The sequence below is a fragment of the Aerosticca soli genome (assembly GCF_003967035.1).
GTDB classification, from domain to species: Bacteria; Pseudomonadota; Gammaproteobacteria; order Xanthomonadales; family Rhodanobacteraceae; genus Aerosticca; species Aerosticca soli.
In genome coordinates this window covers 406,170-424,827 of record NZ_AP018560.1, presented here as the reverse complement: position 1 = coordinate 424,827, position 18,658 = coordinate 406,170, and the positions used below count along the sequence as shown (strand labels likewise).

The window sequence follows — 18,658 nt, the reverse complement described above, 5'->3', positions numbered from 1 at the left end:
GGGATGTCCATTGAAGGGGCAAACGGCCGCATGGTGCTCAGAAAAACCCGAGCTTTTTGGGCGAGTAGCTGACCAGGAGGTTCTTGGTCTGCTGGTAGTGGTCGAGCATCATCTTGTGCGTCTCGCGGCCGATGCCCGACTGCTTGTAGCCGCCGAAGGCCGCATGCGCGGGATAGGCGTGGTAGCAGTTGGTCCACACCCGGCCGGCCTGGATGCCACGGCCCATGCGATAGCAGGTGTTGATGTTGCGGCTCCACACGCCGGCGCCCAGGCCATAGAGCGTGTCGTTGGCGATGGCGAGCGCCTCGGCCTCGTCCTTGAAGGTGGTCACCGACACCACCGGGCCGAAGATCTCCTCCTGGAAGATGCGCATCTTGTTGTGGCCGACGAACACGGTCGGCTGCACGTAGTAGCCGTCCTTGAGCTCGCCCTCCAGCACCGTGCGCGCACCGCCGGTCAGCAGCTTGGCGCCTTCCTGCTTGCCGATGTCGATGTAGGAAAGGATCTTCTCCAGCTGCTCGGAGGATGCCTGCGCGCCGATCATCGTCGCCGGGTCGAGCGGGTTGCCCTGGCGGATCGCCTTGACCCGCTCCAGCGCGCGTTCCATGAAGCGGTCGAAGATCGACTCCTGGATCAGCGCGCGGCTCGGGCAGGTGCACACCTCGCCCTGGTTGAGCGCGAACATGGCGAAGCCTTCCAGCGCCTTGTCGAAGAAGTCGTCGTCCGCGGCCATGACGTCTTCGAAGAAGACGTTGGGCGACTTGCCGCCGAGTTCCAGCGTCACCGGAATCAGGTTCTGGCTGGCGTACTGCATGATGAGCCGGCCGGTGGTGGTCTCGCCGGTGAAGGCGATCTTGGCGATGCGCGGACTCGAGGCGAGCGGCTTGCCGGCTTCCAGGCCGAAACCGTTGACGATGTTGAGCACGCCGGCGGGCAGCAGGTCGCCGACCAGTTCCGCCCAGACCAGGATCGACACCGGGGTCTGCTCGGCGGGCTTGAGCACCACGCAGTTGCCGGCGGCGAGCGCCGGGGCGAGCTTCCAGGCCGCCATCAGCAGCGGGAAGTTCCACGGGATGATCTGCCCGACCACGCCGAGCGGCTCGTGGAAGTGGTAGGCGACGGTGGTCTCGTCGATCTCGCCGATCGTGCCCTCCTGCGCGCGGATGCAGCCGGCGAAATAGCGGAAGTGGTCGATCGCCAGCGGCAGGTCGGCGTTCAGCGTCTCGCGCACCGGCTTGCCGTTGTCCCAGGTCTCGGCATAGGCGAGCAGGGCGAGGTTTTCCTGCATGCGGTCGGCGATGCGATTGAGGAGGTTCGCGCGCTCGGCCGGCGGCGTCTTGCCCCAGGCGTCCTTGGCCGCGTGCGCGGCGTCGAGCGCGGCCTCGATGTCGTCCTTGTCCGAACGCGGCACCTCGCAGAACGCCTGGCACCGCCGGCGTGGTGAATGCCGCGGTGCCGCCGCTGTGGGTGAACGGCACGCCACCCGCGCCGGCCAGCAGCGGCGCGACCAGCGGGCTGCCGAGCAACACGGCGACGTTGGTCGGCACTTTGAAGTTGCCGGTGCCGTCCAGCTTGTGGTCGATCTTGGAGCGGTAGCTCAGCGCCAGACGGTCCTGCGGGCTGATCTTCCAGAACGCGCCGACCTGCCAGCCGTAATCCCAGTCGTCGCCCTTGATCTTGGCGTAGCCGTCGCTGCCGGGCGGCACCAGCAGGCCGACCTGCTGCAGGAACGCCGGCGGCAAGGCGCCAGCCTGCACGCCCTGCTGTGCCAGGCCCAGCGCCACCGTATTGAAATTGACCGCCGAGGTGAGTTCGGCGGAGGTCTTCTGCGCGATCGCGCTCACGCCGAGCGTGAAGGCATCGGTGACGTCGTAGGAGGCCGACAGGGTGGCATCCAGCGACTGGAACTTGGACTTGATCGCGTTGTAGCGGCCGACCCAGTCGTTGTCGTAGTCCGTCTTGAAGCCGAACGGCACGCTGAAGCCCAGACCCAGGTGCCAGCGGTCGGCGATCTTGGTGGCGATGAAGAAGGCCGGCACCGGCACCGTGGTGCCCGCATCGCCGCCAAGGCCGCCGCCGATCGGCCGGCCCAGCGCATCCTGCGCGCTGCCGTGGAACTTGGCGCTGAAATTGACGGCACTCAAGTCGGCCTGGAAATAGGTACCGTCCAGCAGCGTCATCGCCGCCGGGTTGTTGACCACCACCGAGGCATCGCCGCCGGCCGTGGTGGAGCCGGCATAGGCACGCCCCATGCCCTTGGCACTGTTCTCCTTGAGCTGGAAGGCGCTCGCGTGACCCGCCTGCGGCAGGGCCATGGCGGTGGCCAGCGCAAGGGCGGTCAACATCAGCGACCGACGATGGGAAGCAAAGTGCGACATGGAAGGCTCCTTGATATTGGGCAGGACGTAACGCAACGTCACCGGTTTCATACGCTTGTTTGACGCCCGGGTGCGCGCACTGTGCCGAGCAACCGGAAACCATGCAAGGATCGTTGCAACATTTTATGCACTCGACCGCGACATCGCGTCGATAAGCTCGAACCATGCCACCGGAGTCAGCCGCCATGCATTGCTACGTCTATGCAAGTCAGCACAAGCGCGACACCTACGTGTGGCTGCTCGCGCGCGACGACTTCACCGTGCTGCCCGAAGCCCTGGCGCTCTTGCTCGGCGACCTGCGTTTCGTGCTCGAGGTCGATCTCGACGAGCGCCGCCAGCTGCCGCACGAGGACAGCCGCCTCGTACTGGCCCATCTGCGCGAGCAGGGCTGGCATCTGCAGCTGCCGCCGGGCGAGACCTTGGCGGTGGGGCCGATGCTGGCCGGAGCCCGGCAGGCGCCGATGAGCGAGCGCCGCGACGAGGATTGAAACTCTCGGGGATGAGCGGGCACCGGCGCGCCCCACCCGGTCGGACGTGATACAGCGCCGGCATGCGTCGTGCCGGCGGCGTTAACGCGAGGTTACCGTCCGCCGCGCGCGGGCTTTCTATACTCGGGCGCATGATCGAGCCCAAATCGCCCCGCCGTCGTCCTGCCCTGTGGCAGGCCCTGCTCTGGTTCGTGCCCGGCTGGGCCGCGGTGGCGATCGCCGCGCTCGGTGCGCATCCGCTGACGCTGATCCCCTTGCTGGCCGCGCAGACGCTGACCATGGCGGCGGTCTGCCATGCGATCGGCTTCGATCCCGAGCCACGTTTCCTGCGCACCGTGCTGCGGCGCGGCGCGGCGCATCTGGTCTTGCTCGTCGCCTATGTGGCCCTGCTGTTCGTGCTGATCGCCGGACCGATGCTGTGGCTGCATCGCGCGCCCAGCCTGGGCGCGGCGCTGGCGCTGGCCACCGCGCTGGTCGTCGCCCTCGTCGCGCTGTGGCGGGTGTGGCCTGCGTTCGGGCTGCTGTTCGTCTGGGACGACGCCTATCCCGCCCAGAGCGATGGCTCGTGGATCTTCACCGCGATGGCGCGCAGCCTCGCCTTCGGTCGCCACCTGGCCCGCGAGGAGCGCTTCTTCACCCATTTCCTGCCGGCCGCGCTGGCGCTCCTCATGCTCGCCTTCACCGCGCTGGTGCTGGCCGGCCTTTACGGCGTGCTGCCCGACGAGCTGCGCACCGCGGCGCTGGTGGCCTACGGCCTGCTGCTGCTGCCGGTGGGCTGTCTGGTGATCGCCAACCGCACGCTGCGCGCCCTGCTGTGCGAGCGGCAGCGGCCGGCGCGACGCGCAGCCAGGGCGCCGGCGGCCGCCACGACGGAGGTCGCCGCCCTGGCCGCACTCGCGCCGGCCGCGCGCGATGCCGCGCTGCTCGAAGCCGCGCGCGGCGGTGACGTCGAGCGCGCGCTGGCCTTGCTCGAGGCCGGCGCCGACCCCGATGCCGTGCCGGCCGCGGACGCGCGCGACCGTCGCTCGGCACTGGTGCTCGCCGCCTTGCTGCCGGACACGCGCCTGCTGCGCGCGCTGATCGTCCGCGGCGCCCGCGTCAACGCCGCCGCGGGCGGTCTCACCGCCCTGCTCGCCGCCACCCGCGACAGTTGGCACGGACGCGCCGAGGCCGTGCTGACCCTGCTCAGCAACGGCGCCGACCCGGCCCTGGCCGATGCGCGGGGCGTCACGCCGCTCCATGGCGCCGCCCTGTGCGCGGATGCCGGCATCGCCGCCATGCTGATCGATGCCGGTGCACCGCTCGATGCCCAGGACGCCGAGGGCGTCACCCCGCTCGTCGCCGCCTGCCGGGCCGCCAACTGGCCCCTGGCGCGTTTTCTGCTCGCCCGCGGCGCGCAGCCGATGCCTGCCGGTGGCGAACCGGCGCTGCATGCCGCGGCGACCATCGCCGAGGACGACCCGCAGGGCGTGCGCCTGCTGCTCGAACGCCGCGTCGCGGTGAATGCGCGCGACGCCCAGGGCCGCAGCGCGCTGCAGTTGGCCGCCGGCGAGGGGCACGCGCTGATCGTCGGCGTCCTGCTCGCGGCCGGCGCCGACCCCAACCAGACCGACGACCACGGCCGCACCGCGCTGATGGAAGCCGCCGCGGTCGGCGCCGGCGACGTTGCGGCCGCCCTGCTCGAAGCCGGTGCCGACGCGCGCGCGCGCGACGGACGCGGCCAGGACGCGCTGGCGCTCGCCTGCCAGTCCTCGCGCGCCAGCCTCGCGCTGGTGGGCGCGCTGATCGCGCGGGGAGCCGATCCTGCGCTGGTCGATGCCGACGGGCGCAGCGCGCGCGACCACGCCGCCACCGCCGGGCGCTGGGATCTGGTCGCCTTGCTCGACCCGCACGCGCCGCAACCGTCCGAACCGCATGGGGCCGAGGCCGCGGACGGTCACGACGCCGAACATCTGCTCGATGCGCTGCGTTTCGGCCATTGGACCACCGTGGCAGGCTTCGCCACCGTCGTCGGCGGCTGGCCGCAGGAGACGCTGGCGCGGCTGTTCCTGGAGCTGGCCGCCGCGGACGCCGGCGCGGCACGGCAATGGCTGCTGCGCCACGGCCTGCAAGCGGAGGCGCGCTTGCCGGCCATGGACGGGGCGCACGGTCCGCGGTTGTTCGACGCACTGCTCGAACGCCTACCCGCATCGCGCGCGGCGCTCGGGGAGGTGCTCGACGCCGGCGCCAGCCCGGCCGGCGGCGGCCTGTTCGCGCGCCTGCTCGCCCGTGCGGGCGCGGCCGCCGACGATGCCCTGACCCGCGCCTGCCTGGAACGCGGCGCCGACGCCTTCGGTGCCGAGGCCGATGGCCGCACGCCGCTGCATCTGGCCGCCCATTTCGGTCGGGCGGCGCTGCTCGAGGACCTGCTCGAACGCGGCGCCGACCCCAATGCGCGCGATGCCCGGGGCCGCACGCCGCTGATGGCGGCGCTCGCCCACGGCGATGCCGCGCTGCCGTTGGTGCGCGCACTGATCGCGCACGGCGCCGATGCGGAAGCAGCCGACATGCACGGCGAGACACCGCTCGGCCGGGCGCTCGAACATGCCGCGGTCCAGCGCTGGCTGGACTGGGGCGACTGGCCGCGACCGCGCCGGCCGTTGCGTGCCGAGGACCTGCCCGCGGCCGCCCGCGCCGGCGCCGGGCCGGCCGTCGAGCGGCTGCTGGAACTGGGCTTTCCCGTCGATACGCGCGACGCCCAGGGCGCCAGCGCTCTGCTGCATGCCGCCGGGGCCGGCCATCGCGACATCGCCGTGCGTCTGCTCGCCGCCGGCGCCGATCCGGCGCAGACCTCCACGCGCGGCGTCAGCGCCCTGGCCGCGGCGGTGATGGCGCGGCGCGAGGCGCTGGTCGATACCCTGCTCGCGGCCGGCGCACCGGTCGATCAACGCCTGCCCGGCGGCGCCACCGCGCTGATCCTGGCGGCGGGCCTGGGCCATGCCGACCTGGTCGAGCGGCTGCTCGCCGCCGGCGCCAACCTCGCCGCCGCCGACGAAGCCGGCCACACCGCCCTGCATGCCGCCGCCCGCTACGCCTTCGAAGCCTCCGACAGCCTGCGCGCGCGCCGTTTGTTCGACGTGCTGCTCAGGCACGGCGCCGCGGTGGATGTCGTCGACAGCGACGGCATGACGCCGCTGCTGTTGCTGCTCGGCGCGCACCAGCGGCCGGGCAACGATGGCGACCCCACCCATCTGGGCGCGCTGGTGCCGGTGCTGCTGGATGCCGGCGCCGACCTGCGCCGGGCCGACCGGCGCGGGGTCGGTCCGCTGCACGCCTGCGCCATGCATGCCCTGCTCGCCCCGGCGCGGGTGCTCCTTGCCCGCGGTGCCGAGCGCGCCGCGGTCGACGCCTTCGGCCGTACCGCCGCGGACGTGGCGCGTCAGCTCGGGTATATCGACATCGCCCACGAGCTGGCCGCACGCCATGCACCGCCGACGCCCAGCGTACGGCAGACGCTGCGCCAGCCGGCGCGGCCGGCCGAATAGCGCGCGATCGATCAAGTCCACCGCAAAGCGTCCTTGCCGGCACTGCCTGCGCGAGCGCGGCGAGGCGGCACGCATCGCCCGGAATCCGCCACATCTCTCGCCAACGCGCGCATCGCGACCGCAGCGGCGCTTTCAGCGCGGTGGCGACGGCTCCTCGTCCAAGCTCGATCCGTCCTCGTCCTGCGCCGCTTCCGGCGCGGCGTCGGCGCGGAACAGCTGCTCCAGGTCCGCCAGTGCCTCGCGCGAGGTCTGGCGGATCTTCGCCTCGTCGTCGTAGACGAGATACTGGCGGCGCAGCAGCTCGTTGTCGTGCCGGTCGAAGCGCCGCACGCGCTCGGCGGCCTCGGCCGCGGAAAGGCCGAGCGCGGTGAGCGTCTGTTCGGTCATCTTGAGGCTGGAGTAGTAGGTCTCGCGCACCGGCTCTTCCACGCCCAGATCCATGAGCCGCCACACGTGCTGGCGGTTGCGCGCGCGGGCGACGATCTTGAGATGCGGGAACAGCCGGCGTACCACCCGGGCGATGCGCAGGCTGGATTCCGGATCGTCGCCGGCCAGCACGAACACCTCGGCCTGTCCGGCGCCGGCGGCCCGCAGCAGTTCCGGGCGCGCCGGATCGCCGTAGAAGATGTCGTTCCAGCGGCCGAAACGCTGCACCAGGTCGAGCTGCTCGACGGAATGGTCCAGGGCGACGAACGGCACGCCCTGCGCGCGCAGCACGCGGGCGACGATCTGGCCCATGCGTCCGTAGCCGGCGATGATCACGCGCGGCGCATCGGCGGTGATGGTGTCGTACTCGCGCCGTGGCGACGCCTCCACGCGGGCGAGCAGCCGCCCGACGAGCGCGACCAGCAGCGGCGTCAGCGCCATCGACAGCGTGATCGCCAGCACCAGCAGCTGCTGCAGGGACGGCTCGAGCAAGCCCCGCGCGGCGGCCTGGCGCAAGGTGACGAAGGCGAACTCGCCGCCACCGGCGAGCAGCACCGCCAGCCGCAGCGCATCGGCGCGGCCCAGGCGGCCGAGCACGCGTCCGAGCGGCCACAGCAGCGCGCCCTTGACCAGCAGCAACAGGCCGACCAGGGCGAGCACCGTCAGCGGCTGCTCGAGCAGCAGGCGGAAATCCATCGACAGCCCGACGCTGACGAAGAACAAGCCGAGCAGCAGGCCCTTGAAGGGCTCGAGCTGGGATTCGAGCTCGTGGCGGTATTCGGAATCGGCCAGCAGCACGCCGGCGAGGAAGGCGCCCAGGGTCACCGAGGCGCCGGCCAGGCCCATCAGCCAGGCGGTGCCGAGCACCACCAGCAGCGCCGTGGCGGTGGACACCTCGGTGATGCCCGCCTTGGCGACGAAACGGAACACTGGCCGCAGCAGATAGCGACCGCCCACCACCACCGCCAGGATGGCGGCGGCCAGCCTGAGCACGGCCGCGGGCCCGAGTCCGGGGCCGGCGGCGCTCGGTGCCAGCAGCGGCACCGCGGCGAGCAGCGGAATCGCGGCCAGGTCCTGGAACAGCAAGATGGCGAAGGCCTGGCGGCCATACGCGCTGCCGGCTTCCTTGCGCTCGGCGAGGATCTGCAGGCCGAAGGCGGTGGACGACAGCGCCAGACTGCCGCCGACGATCACCGCGGCATTGCGCGGCAGCCCGAGCCCGGCCCAGGCCAGCGCGCCGATCGCCAGGCCGCAGGCGAGCACCTGCACCAGCCCGGTGCCGAACACCGCGCGCCGCATCACCCACAGCCGCTGTGGCGAGAGTTCCAGGCCGATCACGAACAGCATCAGCACCACGCCGAGCTCGGAGAGCGTCTCGATGCCGCTGGTATCGGTCATGAGCCCGAGCACCTGCGGCCCGAGCAGCATGCCGGCGAGCAGGAAGCCGAGCACCGCGCCCAGCCGCAGGCGGCGGGTCAACGGCACGATGACCACGGTGGCCAGCAGCAGCACCAGCGCGGTGGCGAGGGTATGGTGGTGTTCCACGCAACGGGCCCGGGTCGGTGGGGCGATTATTTCACGGCCCCGTCCATGGGATGATGGATCGCATGAACCTGCGTCTTGGTCTCGTCTTGCTGTCGCTGCTCGCCGCCGCGGGCGCCCATGCGGCGCTGCCGGTCTACGGCTATCGCGTGGTGCGCGAACTTCCGCACGACACGCAGGCCTACACCGAGGGGCTGTTCTATCTCGACGGCCGTTTCTATGAGAGCACCGGCACCGTCGGCGCCTCGGACATCCGCGAGGTGGATCCCGCCACCGGCCGCGTGCTGCGCCGGCGCGCGCTGCCGCCGCCCGATTACGGCGAAGGCATCGCCGCCTGGAAGAACCGGCTGTACGAGCTCACCTGGCAGTCCGGGCACGGCTACATCTACGACCTCAAAACCTTCGCCCCGCTCGGCAGCTTCACCTATCCGGGCGAGGGCTGGGCGCTGACCTGCGACGGCAGCCGCCTGTACATGAGCGACGGCAGCGCCGACATCCGCGTGCTCGATCCGGTCACGCTGGACGAAACCGCGCGCATCCACGTCACCGCCGAGGGCGCGCCGGTCGAACGGCTGAACGAACTCGAATGGGTCAAGGGCGAGCTCTACGCCAACGTCTGGCTGACCTCGCGCATCGCGCGCATCGACCCGGCCAGCGGGAAAGTCACCGCCTGGATCGACCTCGGCGGCCTGGGGCCGAAACCGGGCGAAACCGCCGATCCGGCCAACGACGTGCTGAACGGCATCGCCTACGACGCCGAGCACGACCGTCTGTTCGTCACCGGCAAGCGCTGGCCGACGATCTACCAGATCGAGCTGACCGGACCGAGCCTGCAACGCTGACACTGCGGGAGGTGCCGCCGTTTCAAGCCTCGCGCAGCCAGCGCGCGGCGTCGATCGCGTAGTAGGTGAGGATGGCATCGGCGCCGGCGCGCTTGAAGCAGGTCAGCGTCTCCAGCACCACGGCCTTCTCGTCCAGCCAGCCGTTCTGCGCGGCGGCCTTGAGCATCGCGTACTCGCCGCTCACCTGGTAGACGAAGGTCGGCATGCCGAAGGCATCCTTGACCCGGCGCAGCACGTCCAGATACGGCAGGCCGGGTTTGACCATCACCGCGTCGGCGCCCTCGGCGATGTCGAGCTCGACCTCGCGCAGCGCCTCGTCGGCGTTGGCGACGTCCATTTGATACGTGTGCTTGCCACCCTTGCCGAGGTTGCCGGCCGAACCCACCGCATCGCGGAACGGGCCGTAGAAGCTCGAGGCGTATTTCGCCGAATAGGCGAGGATGCGCGTGTGGATGTAACCGGCCGCCTCCAGCGCGTCGCGGATCGCGCCGATGCGGCCGTCCATCATGTCCGAGGGCGCGACGAAATCCATGCCGGCCTCGGCCTGCGCCAGCGCCATCTTGATCAGCGCCTCGACGGTGGGCTCGTTCATCACGTAGCCGCTCGCATCGATCAGGCCGTCCTGGCCGTGCGTGGTGTAGGGGTCGAGCGCGACGTCGCCGATCAGGCCGAGCTGCGGGTACCTTGCCTTCAGCGCGCGGGTGGCGCGCTGCATCAGGCCATCGGGATTCCACGCCTCGCAAGCGTCCTCGCTCTTGACCGCCTGCCCCGGGGCCGGAAACAGCGCCAGCGCGGGAATGCCAAGCGCCACGCATTCACCGGCCAGACCGAGCAACGCGTCGATCGACAGCCGCTCGACACCGGGCATCGACGGCACGGGCTCGCGCCGGCCTTCGCCATCGATCACGAAGGCGACCATGACGAGATCGCTCGGCAACAGCGTGTGCTCGCGCATCAGCGCACGGGAAAAGGCATCGCGACGCATGCGCCGCATGCGGATGGCGGGAAAGCTCATGGGTTTTTCCGGGACAGGGAGCGATGCGTCATGTTACTCGCGCGGCTCCGGCATCGCCGCCGCAGCCGCGCTTACGGACCACGAAGCCTCGTTCAACGCAACACCAGTCCGCCATTGACGCAGACCGTCTGGCCGGTGACGAAGGCCGCGTCGTCGGAAGCGAGCCAGGCGGCGGTGCCGACCAGATCTTCGGGAACCTCGAGCCGCGGGATGGCCGACTGTTCGGCGAGCTGTTTGGCCATGGCCTCGAAACCATGCTCGCGGACCGTTTCACTTTGCGTCAGACCCGGCGAGATGGCGTTGACCGTGATGCCGTGGCGGCCGACCTCGCAGGCAAGGGCGTGCGTGAGTCCGATGACGGCGGCCTTGGACGTGATGTACTGGGCACCGTTGCCGCGGCCGATGAAGACGGTGTCCGAGGCGATGTTGATGATACGTCCCCAGCGCTGTGCCTGCATGTCGGGAAAGACGGCGCGGGCGCACAGCCACTGGCCTTTGACGTTGACCGCCATCACCTGGTCCCAGACCTCTTCTTCCAGTTCGGTGAAGGGGCGCGCGGCCCGTTCCAGGCCGACGTGGCGCAGCATCACGGCGGCATTGTTGACGAGGATGTCGACCTTGCCGAAGCGCTCGCGGATGCGCCGCACCGTCGCCTCGACCTGATCGGCCTGCGACACGTCGCAAACGAGCGGGAGTACGTCGGGGCCGATCTCGCGCGCGGCAGATTCCAGCACGTCGGGCGTGGTGCCGCAGATGGCCACTTTTGCGCCTTCCTGGTGGACGCGGGCGGCGATGGCCTTGCCGATGCCGCGTCCGCCGCCGGTGACGAGTGCGACGTGATTTTCCAGCCTGCGCATGGGGCGTCTCCTCGAAAAAAATGAAACGGGCTTCGTTCAGTGGGTCCGCCCAGCGTCGCATTCAAGCCTCGCGCCATCGGCCGCATCGAACAGGTGCACGTGGACCGGGTCGAAACGCAGCGGCAACCGCTCGCCGGGCGCGGGCATCAGCCGCGGCGGCAGTCGCACCACCAGCGGGCGGCCGTCGAAGCGCAGGTTGAGGAAGACCTCGTTGCCGACCGGCTCGACCACTTCCACGTAAGCCTGCAGCATCGCCTCGGCGGGCGTGGCCGGGGCGAGGTCCTCCGGACGCACGCCGAGCACCACCTCGCGCCCGCGCCAGTCCTCCGGCCATGGCGCGGCCTCTGCGAGCGGCACGGCGCCGTGCGCGGTATCCAGCCACCACCGCCCCTCGTCGCGGCGCAGCCTTCCCGGCAGGAAATTCATCGCCGGGCTGCCGATGAAGCCGGCGACGAACAGGTTGCACGGCCGCCGGTAGAGGTTCATCGGCGTGTCGATCTGCTGGATGCGGCCGCGATCGAACACCACGATGCGCTGGCCCAGCGTCATCGCCTCGATCTGGTCGTGGGTCACGTAGATCATGGTCGCGCCCAGCCGCTGGTGCAGGCGCGCGATCTCCAGCCGCATGGCCACGCGCAGGCGGGCATCGAGGTGGGACAGCGGCTCGTCCAGCAGGAACACCTTGGGCTCGCGCACCAGCGCGCGGCCGAGCGCGACGCGCTGGCGCTGGCCACCGGAGAGTGCGGAAGGCAGGGCATCCAGCCGATCGTCAAGCTCGAGCAGCACGGCCACCTCACGCACGCGCCTGGCGACCTCGGCCTTGCCCATGCCGCGCAGGCGCAGGCCGAAGCCGAGATTGCCGGCCACGGTCATGTGCGGGTAGAGCGCATAGTTCTGGAACACCATGGCGATGTCGCGCGCGGCCGGCGGCAGCTGATCGACCACGCGATCGCCGATGCGCAGGGTGCCGGCGCTGGCCTGCTCGAGCCCGGCGATCATGCGCAGCAAGGTGGTCTTGCCGCAGCCGGAAGGGCCAACCAGCACCATGAGCTCGCCGCTTTCGATGGTGAACGTGGCCGCCTCGACCGCGACCTGGCCGTCGGGATACACCTTGCGCAGCTGGTGGAGCGCGACGCGCGTCATGCGGGAAACCTCATCGCCGGCCAGGGCGCGGGCTGCGCGGCCGGATGGGCTCGGATATTCTGCAGCCGCGTCACCCCGAGCAAGCCGCAGCGCGGCATGGTAAGGAAATCCCGCCCGATGACCCGCAGTCTGCGCTTTCCCGATGGTTTTCTGTGGGGCGCGGCCACCGCCGCCTATCAGATCGAGGGCTCGCCGCTGGCCGATGGCGCCGGCCCCAGCATCTGGGAGCGCTTCGCACACACGCCGGGCCTGATGGCCGACGGCGACACCGGCGACATCGCCTGCGACCACTATCGCCGCCATGCCGAGGACGTGCGCCTGATGCAGGCGCTCGGACTCACCAGCTACCGTTTCAGCATCGCCTGGTCACGGGTGCTGCCCGAAGGCACCGGACGGGTGAATGCCAAGGGCCTGGACTTCTACGCGCGCCTGGTCGACGACCTGCTCGAACACGGCATCACGCCCAACGTCACCCTGTTCCACTGGGATCTGCCGGCCGCGCTGGACGATCGCGGCGGCTGGCTCAACCGCGACAGCGCCGACTGGTTCGCCGAGTACGCGCAGGTGATGTTCCGCGCGCTGGACGACCGCGTGCCGTTGTGGACCACGCTCAACGAGCCGTGGGTGGTGGTCGACGGCGGCTACCTGCGCGGCACCATCGCGCCCGGCCACCGCAACCTGTACGAGGCCCCGCGCGTGACGCACAACCTGCTGCGCGCGAGCGGCGCGGCGGTGGCGGCCTACCGCGCCGAAGGCCGCCACCGGATCGGCGTGGTGTTCAACCTCGAACCCAAGTATCCGGCCAGCACGCGGCAGGAAGACCGCGACGCCACGCGCCGCGCCCATGCCTACATGAACACCCAGTTCACCGACCCGGTCCTGCGCGGCGTCTACCCGGAAGCCCTGGCCGCCCTCTACGGCGCGGCCTGGCCGGACTTTCCCGCCGCCGACCTCGAGTGCATCCGCCAGCCGGTGGATTTCGTCGGCATCAACTACTACACCCGCCAGGTGGTGCGCGACGATCCCACGCAGCCGCCGCTGCGCGCCGCGGGTGTGCCGCAGCGGCAGCGCACGCATACCGAAACCGGCTGGGAGGTCTACGAGCAGGGCCTCATCGACACCCTGCTCTGGTTCCGCGATCGCTACGGCACGGTGCCGGTCTATCTCACCGAGAACGGCGCCGCCTTCTACGATCCGCCGCAGGCCGCGGGGCCGGTGGTGGAGGACCCGCTGCGGGTCGACTATCTGGAACGACACCTCAAAACCCTGCGCCGCGCCATCGACGCCGGGGTGGACGTGCGCGGCTACTACGCCTGGTCGCTGCTGGACAACCTCGAGTGGTCGCTCGGCTTCGCCAAGCGCTTCGGGCTCTACCACGTGGATTTTTCCACCCAGCGGCGCACGCCCAAACGCAGCGCGCTGCGCTATGCGCAGATCATCGCCAGCCACGGCGCCGCGCTGGACGAAGCCTGAGGAGTGCGGCAGGCTTGCCCAGATCATTTCAATAAAAAACGCGACGGTATCCCGATGAGCGCTTCCTCCCAGGCCGCCCCGACCCTGCTCGCCGATCTCGGCGGCACCAACGTGCGCTTCGCGCTGGCCGACACCACGCGGCCCGATCCGCTCTTGACCGACAGCATCCGGCGCTATCGGGTCAAGGATTTCTCCTCCCTCGCCGAGGCGATCCGGCAATACTTCGCCGACAGCGGGCACACCGCCCGCCGCGCGATCATCGCCGCCGCCGGCCGCATCGCCGATGGCCAGACGGTGCATATCACCAACAATCCGTGGACGGTCTCCGCGCGCGAGCTCGAGACTGAGCTCGGCATGGAGCGCGTGCATCTGGTCAACGACTTCGCCGCCCAGGCGATGGCAGTGACGCTGCTCAAGCCCGGCGACCTCAGCCTGGTTGGCCCCGGCACCCTGCCCCGGCTCGGCAGCCGGCCGACGCAGACCTTCGTGGTCACCGGTCCGGGCACCGGCCTGGGCGTGGCCGGGCTGCTGCTGCGCGAAGGGCGCTGGATGGTGCTGGAGACCGAGGGCGGCCACGCCGGCTTCGCCGCCCACACCGCCGAGGACGTGGCGATCCTGATGCGCCTCAACGCACGCTTCGGCCGCGTCTCCAACGAGCGCATGATCTGCGGCAACGGCCTGGTCAACCTGTATCTGGCGCTCGCCGACATCACCGGCCAGCCGGCCGCGGACTACACCCCCGAGGACATCACCGCCCGCGCGGTGGACGGCAGCGACCCCTTGTGCGTGCGCACGGTCAAGACCCTGACCGGCATCTTCGGCAGCGTCGCCGGCGACCTGGTGCTGACGCTCGGCGGCTGGGACGGCGTGTTCCTCACCGGCGGCGTGCTGCCCACCCTGCTGCCGTGGATGCGCGAAGGCGATTTCCGCGAACGCTTCGAGGCCAAGGGCCGCTTCCGCGAAACCATGGAGCAGGTGCCGACGATCGCCATGCAGCATGCCGAAACCGGCCTGCTCGGCGTCGCCGCGCTGGCCATGATCGACGCCGGCAAGCCGCTGTTGCCGCCGGTTTGACGTCCGCGCCGGCATATTCACGAGCCCCATCGCCCTGTCCGGAAAGAGCCATGTCCCGCGCCAGCAACGCCCTGCTGTTCGACCTCGACGGCACCCTGATCGACAGCGTCTACCAGCACGTGCTGGCCTGGAAGGAAGCCCTGGACGCCGAGGGCGTCGAGCTCGCGGTGTGGCGCATCCACCGCAAGATCGGCATGAGCGGCGGCCTGTTCACCAACATCCTGCTGCGCGAGACCGGGCTCGAGATCACCGAGGAGCGTCTGGCGCGGCTGCAGCAGCGGCACACCGACGCCTTCAACCGCCAGCATGCGCAGGGCGCGGTGCAGCCGCTGCCGGGCGCGCGCGAGCTGCTCGCCTTCCTCACCGAGCAGGGCATCCCGTGGACGGTCGCCACCAGCGGGCGCATGGCCACCGCCGGGCCCAGCCTGGCCGCGCTCGGCATCGACCCGGCCAAGGTGCCGGTGGTGACGCGCGACATGGTGCGCCATGCCAAGCCCGACCCCGACCTGTTCCTGGCCGCCGCCGAACGGCTCGGCGCGGACATCCGCCAGGCGCTGGTGATCGGCGACAGCATCTGGGACATGCTCGCCGCGCAGCGCGCCCGGGCGCTCGGCGTCGGCCTGCTCTCGGGCGGCTACGGCGAGGAAGAGCTGGTCCGCGCCGGCGCCTTCCGCGTCTACGACGACCCGGCCGACCTCTTGCGCCACATCGACGAAGTGGTCGCGCGCGACTGAAAGCCGCCAGCCGCCCTCAGCCGGCGCGCAGCCCCAGCCGGCGCGCGCGCCGCGCCGCACGCCGCGCCTTGGCCCGCGCGGCCAGGTAGGAGAAGATCACGTACAGCGCCGGCGTGCTGAGCAGGGTCAGGCTCTGCGAGATCAACAGGCCGCCGATCATGGCGATGCCGAGCGGCCGGCGCAGCTCCGAACCTTCGCCGAGGCCGATCGCGATCGGCAGCGCAGCGAGGATCGCCACCATCGTCGTCATCATGATCGGCCGGAAGCGCACGATGCAGGCCTCGCGCACGGCTTCCAGCGGGCTCTTGCCGTGTTCGCGCTCGGCGACCAGGGCGAAGTCGATCATCATGATCGCGTTCTTCTTGACGATGCCGATCAAGAGCACCAGCGCGATCTGCGAGACCACCGACAGCTCGGTGTCGGTGATCCACAGCGCAAGCAGCGCGCCCGCGCCCGCCGCCGGCAGCGTGGAGAGGATGGTCAGCGGGTGGATCAGGCTCTCGTAGAGCATGCCGAGCACGATGTAGACCACCACCACCGCGGCCAGCAGCAGCCACAGCATGCCGCTCTGCGACTGCTGGAAACGGCGGAAATCGTTGCCCATGCTGAGCTTGATGTCGCCGGGCATGCGCATGTTGTCGATGGTGTGCTGCACGATCGCCATGCCCTCGCCCATGCTGATGCCCGGCGCGAGGTTGAAGCTGAGATCCATCACCGTCTGCTGGTTTTCGTGCACCACCATCGCCGGCGCCAGGCCCGGCTGCTGCCGGGCGATGGCGGTGATCGGCACCATCTGCCCGTTGCCCGAGCGTATGTAGATGCGATCGAGCGCCGCCGGACTCGCGGTCTGGTTGGGCAGCGCGGTGATCACCACCTTGTACTGGTTGAGATCCGAATAGATGGTCGACACCTGGCGCTGGCCGAAGGCGTTGTAGAGCGCCGCGTCGATGGTGCCCATGCCGATGCCCAGCCGCGCGGCCTTGTCGCGGTCGACGATGATGTTCTGGCGCAGGCCCGCATCGTCGATGTCCGAGCCGACGTCGAGCAGCCGGTGGTCCTTCTTCAGCTGTTCGACCACCTTGGGCAGCCAGTACTGCAGCTCGTCCAGATCATCGCCCACCAGCGAGACCTGATACTGCGCGCCCTGCCCGCCGCCGCCGAAACCGCCGCTCGGCAGGTCCTGCACCGCGCGCAGGCGCAGGTCGAGGTCGGGGTAGGCATCGGCCTTGGCGGCCAGCCGGTCGAGCACCTTGAAGGTGTCGTCACGCCGGCCTTCCGCGCGGGTCTTGAGATCGATGTTGAAGGTACCGCTGGCGCCCATGCGGCTGGTGCCCAGGCGCGCGCTGACCGTCTTCACGTCCGGATCGGTGAGCAGCATGTCGGTGAGCCGGCGCATGCGGGTCAGGCTCTCCTGGAACGAGACCGTGGCGCTGGCACTGGCGCGGCCGACCAGGAGGCCGGTGTCCTGCGGCGGGAACAGCCCGGTCTTGACCATGCCGAACAGCAGCACCGTGACCGCGAGCAGCGCCAGCGGCGTGAGCGCCAGCGCCAGCGCGTGCCGCAGCGAGAAGTCCAGCGCGCGCACGTACAGCGCGAGCATGCCGGCATGCAGGCGGTCCAGCGCACGGGCCAGCCGGCCGGGTTCGGCCGCGCCGCGGTGGCCGCTCAGGAAGCGCCCGCACAGCGAGGGTGTCAGCGTCAGCGAAATCACCGCCGACATCACGATCGCGGCGATCAGGGTCACCGTGAACTCGTGCATGAACAGCCCGACGAAACCCTGCGCGAACAGCAGCGGGATGAACACCGCCACCAGCGAGGCGGTGATCGAAATGATGGTGAAGCCGATCTCGCGCGCGCCGGTCAGCGCCGCCTGCAAGCGCGGCGTGCCTTCGTCGATGTGGCGGATCACGTTCTCGATCACCACGATGGCGTCGTCGACCACGAAACCGATCGCGATCACCAGCGCGAGCAGGGTGAGGTTGTTGAGCGTGTAGCCGAGCACGTACATCACCGCGAACGCGCCGGCCAGCGACAGCGGCACGGTGACCGCGGCGATCAGCGTCGGCGCCAGCCGGCGCAGGAACAGCGCCATGGTCAGCACCACCATCGCCAGCGAGATCAGCAGCGTGGCCTGCACCTCGTGCAGCGAGGCGCGGATGGTCGGCGTGCCATCGAAGAAGGGCGTGAGCTCGCTGCCCGGGCTCAAGTAATTGCGCAGCTCCGGCAGCATGCCCTTGACCGCATCCACGGTGGCGATGACGTTGGCGTCGGCCTTCTTGTAGACGTACATCAGCACGGCGGTCTTGTGCTGGAACCACGCCGCCTGGTAGGCGTCCTGCGGCCCGGAGTAGACCCGCGCGATGTCGCTCAGCCTGATCGGCGTGCCGTTCTGGTTGGCGATGATCAGGCTGGCGAATTCCTCGGCGGTGTGCAGCTGGTCGTTGGCGGTGATCGCGATGGTGATCTTGCCGTCGGAGAGGAAACCCTGCGGCGAGGTGACGTTGGCCGCGCTCAGCGCGTTGCGCAGCTGGTCCATCGACAGCCCCATCGCATTGAGCGCGCGCAGGTTGACGTCCACGCGCACGGCCGGCGTGGCCGCGCCGGCGATCTCCACCGAGGACACCCCGTCCAACTGGCGCAGCCGCTGCGCCAGCAGCGAATCGGCTAGGTTGTAGAGCGTGGTCGCATCCTGGGTGTCGGAGGTGAGCGCGAAGGCGATCACCGGGTCGTCGTTGGGATTGGCCTTCTGGTAGCTCGGCGGATTGTTGAGGCCGCTCGGCAGATCCGGCTGCGCGGCATTGATCGCCGCCTGCACGTCGCGCGCGGCATCGTCCACGTTGCGGCCGCCCTGCAGCATCATGAACACGAAGGCGGTGCCCTCGGTACTGCGCGAGCGCATGAAGTCGATGCCGGGCACCTGGCCCAGGTGCCGCTCCAGCGGCGCCGCCACGGTGGAGGCCATGGTGCTGGCGTCGGCGCCGGCCTGCGCCGCCTGCACGAAGATCACCGGGAATTGGATCTGCGGCAGCGCGGCGACGCCGAGCAGGCCATAGCAGAGGATGCCGGCGAGCAGCACGCCGATGGCCAGCAGCGAGGTGCCGATCGGCCGGCGGATGAACGGGCCGGACGGATTCATGCGCACCCGCCCGGCAGCTGCGCTTG

General features: G+C 70.4%; 11 protein-coding genes and 2 pseudogenes. 6 read left to right on the top strand and 7 right to left on the bottom strand.

What is annotated here, in order from left to right; translation table 11 throughout:
* Positions 1–37: 37 nt before the first annotated feature.
* Together adh and ALSL_RS01790 are read right to left on the bottom strand one after the other, a co-directional pair.
* Positions 38–1,426: pseudogene (gene adh, locus ALSL_RS01795) on the bottom strand (aldehyde dehydrogenase); the annotation flags it as partial.
* A gap of 169 nt (positions 1,427–1,595) precedes the next feature.
* Positions 1,596–2,252: pseudogene (locus ALSL_RS01790) on the bottom strand (OmpP1/FadL family transporter); the annotation flags it as partial.
* A 311-nt stretch (positions 2,253–2,563) separates the two neighbouring features.
* Between ALSL_RS01790 and ALSL_RS01785 the strand changes: the two are divergent.
* Positions 2,564–2,866 (top strand): YcgL domain-containing protein, encoded by a 303-nt coding sequence (locus ALSL_RS01785; protein ID WP_126536094.1) that lies wholly within the window; start codon positions 2,564–2,566, stop codon positions 2,864–2,866.
* A 131-nt stretch (positions 2,867–2,997) separates the two neighbouring features.
* Positions 2,998–6,390 (top strand): ankyrin repeat domain-containing protein, encoded by a 3,393-nt coding sequence (locus ALSL_RS01780; RefSeq protein ID WP_126536092.1) that lies wholly within the window; start codon positions 2,998–3,000, stop codon positions 6,388–6,390.
* Positions 6,391–6,522: 132 nt separating this feature from the next.
* On the opposite strand, the gene ALSL_RS01775 is transcribed toward ALSL_RS01780, so the two are convergent.
* Entirely contained in the window at positions 6,523–8,361 is a 1,839-nt protein-coding gene (locus ALSL_RS01775) for a monovalent cation:proton antiporter-2 (CPA2) family protein (RefSeq protein ID WP_126536090.1), read from the bottom strand.
* Between the two features lie 53 nt (positions 8,362–8,414).
* Between ALSL_RS01775 and ALSL_RS01770 the strand changes: the two genes are divergently transcribed.
* Positions 8,415–9,200 carry a glutaminyl-peptide cyclotransferase gene (locus ALSL_RS01770; RefSeq protein ID WP_126536088.1) on the top strand — a complete coding sequence of 262 codons (786 nt, stop codon included), beginning with the start codon at positions 8,415–8,417 and terminating at the stop codon, positions 9,198–9,200.
* Positions 9,201–9,222: 22 nt separating this feature from the next.
* Here the strand turns inward: ALSL_RS01770 and hemB are convergent, their stop codons facing one another.
* The 3 genes from hemB to ALSL_RS01755 all read right to left on the bottom strand — a co-directional run bounded on the left by hemB (position 9,223) and on the right by ALSL_RS01755 (position 12,215).
* The gene (hemB, locus tag ALSL_RS01765; RefSeq protein ID WP_126536086.1) at positions 9,223–10,215 is read right to left on the bottom strand and encodes a porphobilinogen synthase; all 993 of its coding nucleotides are present in this window, start codon (positions 10,213–10,215) and stop codon (positions 9,223–9,225) included.
* 92 nt (positions 10,216–10,307) lie between these two features.
* On the bottom strand, positions 10,308–11,072 hold the full coding sequence (locus ALSL_RS01760; protein WP_126536084.1) for an SDR family NAD(P)-dependent oxidoreductase: 765 nt from the start codon (positions 11,070–11,072) through the stop codon (positions 10,308–10,310).
* A 36-nt stretch (positions 11,073–11,108) separates the two neighbouring features.
* Positions 11,109–12,215: an ABC transporter ATP-binding protein gene (locus ALSL_RS01755; protein ID WP_126536082.1), complete on the bottom strand. Its 1,107-nt coding sequence runs from the start codon at positions 12,213–12,215 to the stop codon at positions 11,109–11,111.
* A 117-nt stretch (positions 12,216–12,332) separates the two neighbouring features.
* On the opposite strand from ALSL_RS01755, the gene ALSL_RS01750 reads away from it, so the two are divergent.
* Genes ALSL_RS01750 through ALSL_RS01740 form a run of 3 tightly spaced genes read left to right on the top strand, consistent with a single transcriptional unit; the run spans position 12,333 to position 15,496 of the window.
* Positions 12,333–13,688, top strand: coding sequence for a GH1 family beta-glucosidase (locus tag ALSL_RS01750; protein ID WP_126536080.1), 1,356 nt, complete (start codon positions 12,333–12,335; stop codon positions 13,686–13,688).
* 54 nt (positions 13,689–13,742) lie between these two features.
* Positions 13,743–14,762 (top strand): glucokinase, encoded by a 1,020-nt coding sequence (gene glk, locus ALSL_RS01745; protein WP_126536078.1) that lies wholly within the window; start codon positions 13,743–13,745, stop codon positions 14,760–14,762.
* A gap of 50 nt (positions 14,763–14,812) precedes the next feature.
* On the top strand, positions 14,813–15,496 hold the full coding sequence (locus ALSL_RS01740; protein WP_126536076.1) for an HAD family hydrolase: 684 nt from the start codon (positions 14,813–14,815) through the stop codon (positions 15,494–15,496).
* A 16-nt stretch (positions 15,497–15,512) separates the two neighbouring features.
* Here ALSL_RS01740 and ALSL_RS01735 read toward each other — a convergent pair whose 3' ends face one another.
* Positions 15,513–18,632 carry an efflux RND transporter permease subunit gene (locus tag ALSL_RS01735; protein ID WP_126536074.1) on the bottom strand — a complete coding sequence of 1,040 codons (3,120 nt, stop codon included), beginning with the start codon at positions 18,630–18,632 and terminating at the stop codon, positions 15,513–15,515.
* Positions 18,633–18,658: the final 26 nt, after the last annotated feature.

What these genes read in the sequence shown, in the direction of transcription:
- ALSL_RS01735 (WP_126536074.1), bottom strand. Translation starts at nt 18,632, where the DNA reads ATGAATCCGTCCGGCCCGTTCATCCGCCGGCCGATCGGCACCTCGCTG.
- glk (WP_126536078.1), top strand. Translation starts at nt 13,743, where the DNA reads ATGAGCGCTTCCTCCCAGGCCGCCCCGACCCTGCTCGCCGATCTCGGC.
- ALSL_RS01785 (WP_126536094.1), top strand. Translation starts at nt 2,564, where the DNA reads ATGCATTGCTACGTCTATGCAAGTCAGCACAAGCGCGACACCTACGTG.
- ALSL_RS01755 (WP_126536082.1), bottom strand. Translation starts at nt 12,215, where the DNA reads ATGACGCGCGTCGCGCTCCACCAGCTGCGCAAGGTGTATCCCGACGGC.
- ALSL_RS01770 (WP_126536088.1), top strand. Translation starts at nt 8,415, where the DNA reads ATGGATCGCATGAACCTGCGTCTTGGTCTCGTCTTGCTGTCGCTGCTC.
- ALSL_RS01750 (WP_126536080.1), top strand. Translation starts at nt 12,333, where the DNA reads ATGACCCGCAGTCTGCGCTTTCCCGATGGTTTTCTGTGGGGCGCGGCC.
- ALSL_RS01760 (WP_126536084.1), bottom strand. Translation starts at nt 11,072, where the DNA reads ATGCGCAGGCTGGAAAATCACGTCGCACTCGTCACCGGCGGCGGACGC.
- ALSL_RS01740 (WP_126536076.1), top strand. Translation starts at nt 14,813, where the DNA reads ATGTCCCGCGCCAGCAACGCCCTGCTGTTCGACCTCGACGGCACCCTG.
- hemB (WP_126536086.1), bottom strand. Translation starts at nt 10,215, where the DNA reads ATGAGCTTTCCCGCCATCCGCATGCGGCGCATGCGTCGCGATGCCTTT.
- ALSL_RS01780 (WP_126536092.1), top strand. Translation starts at nt 2,998, where the DNA reads ATGATCGAGCCCAAATCGCCCCGCCGTCGTCCTGCCCTGTGGCAGGCC.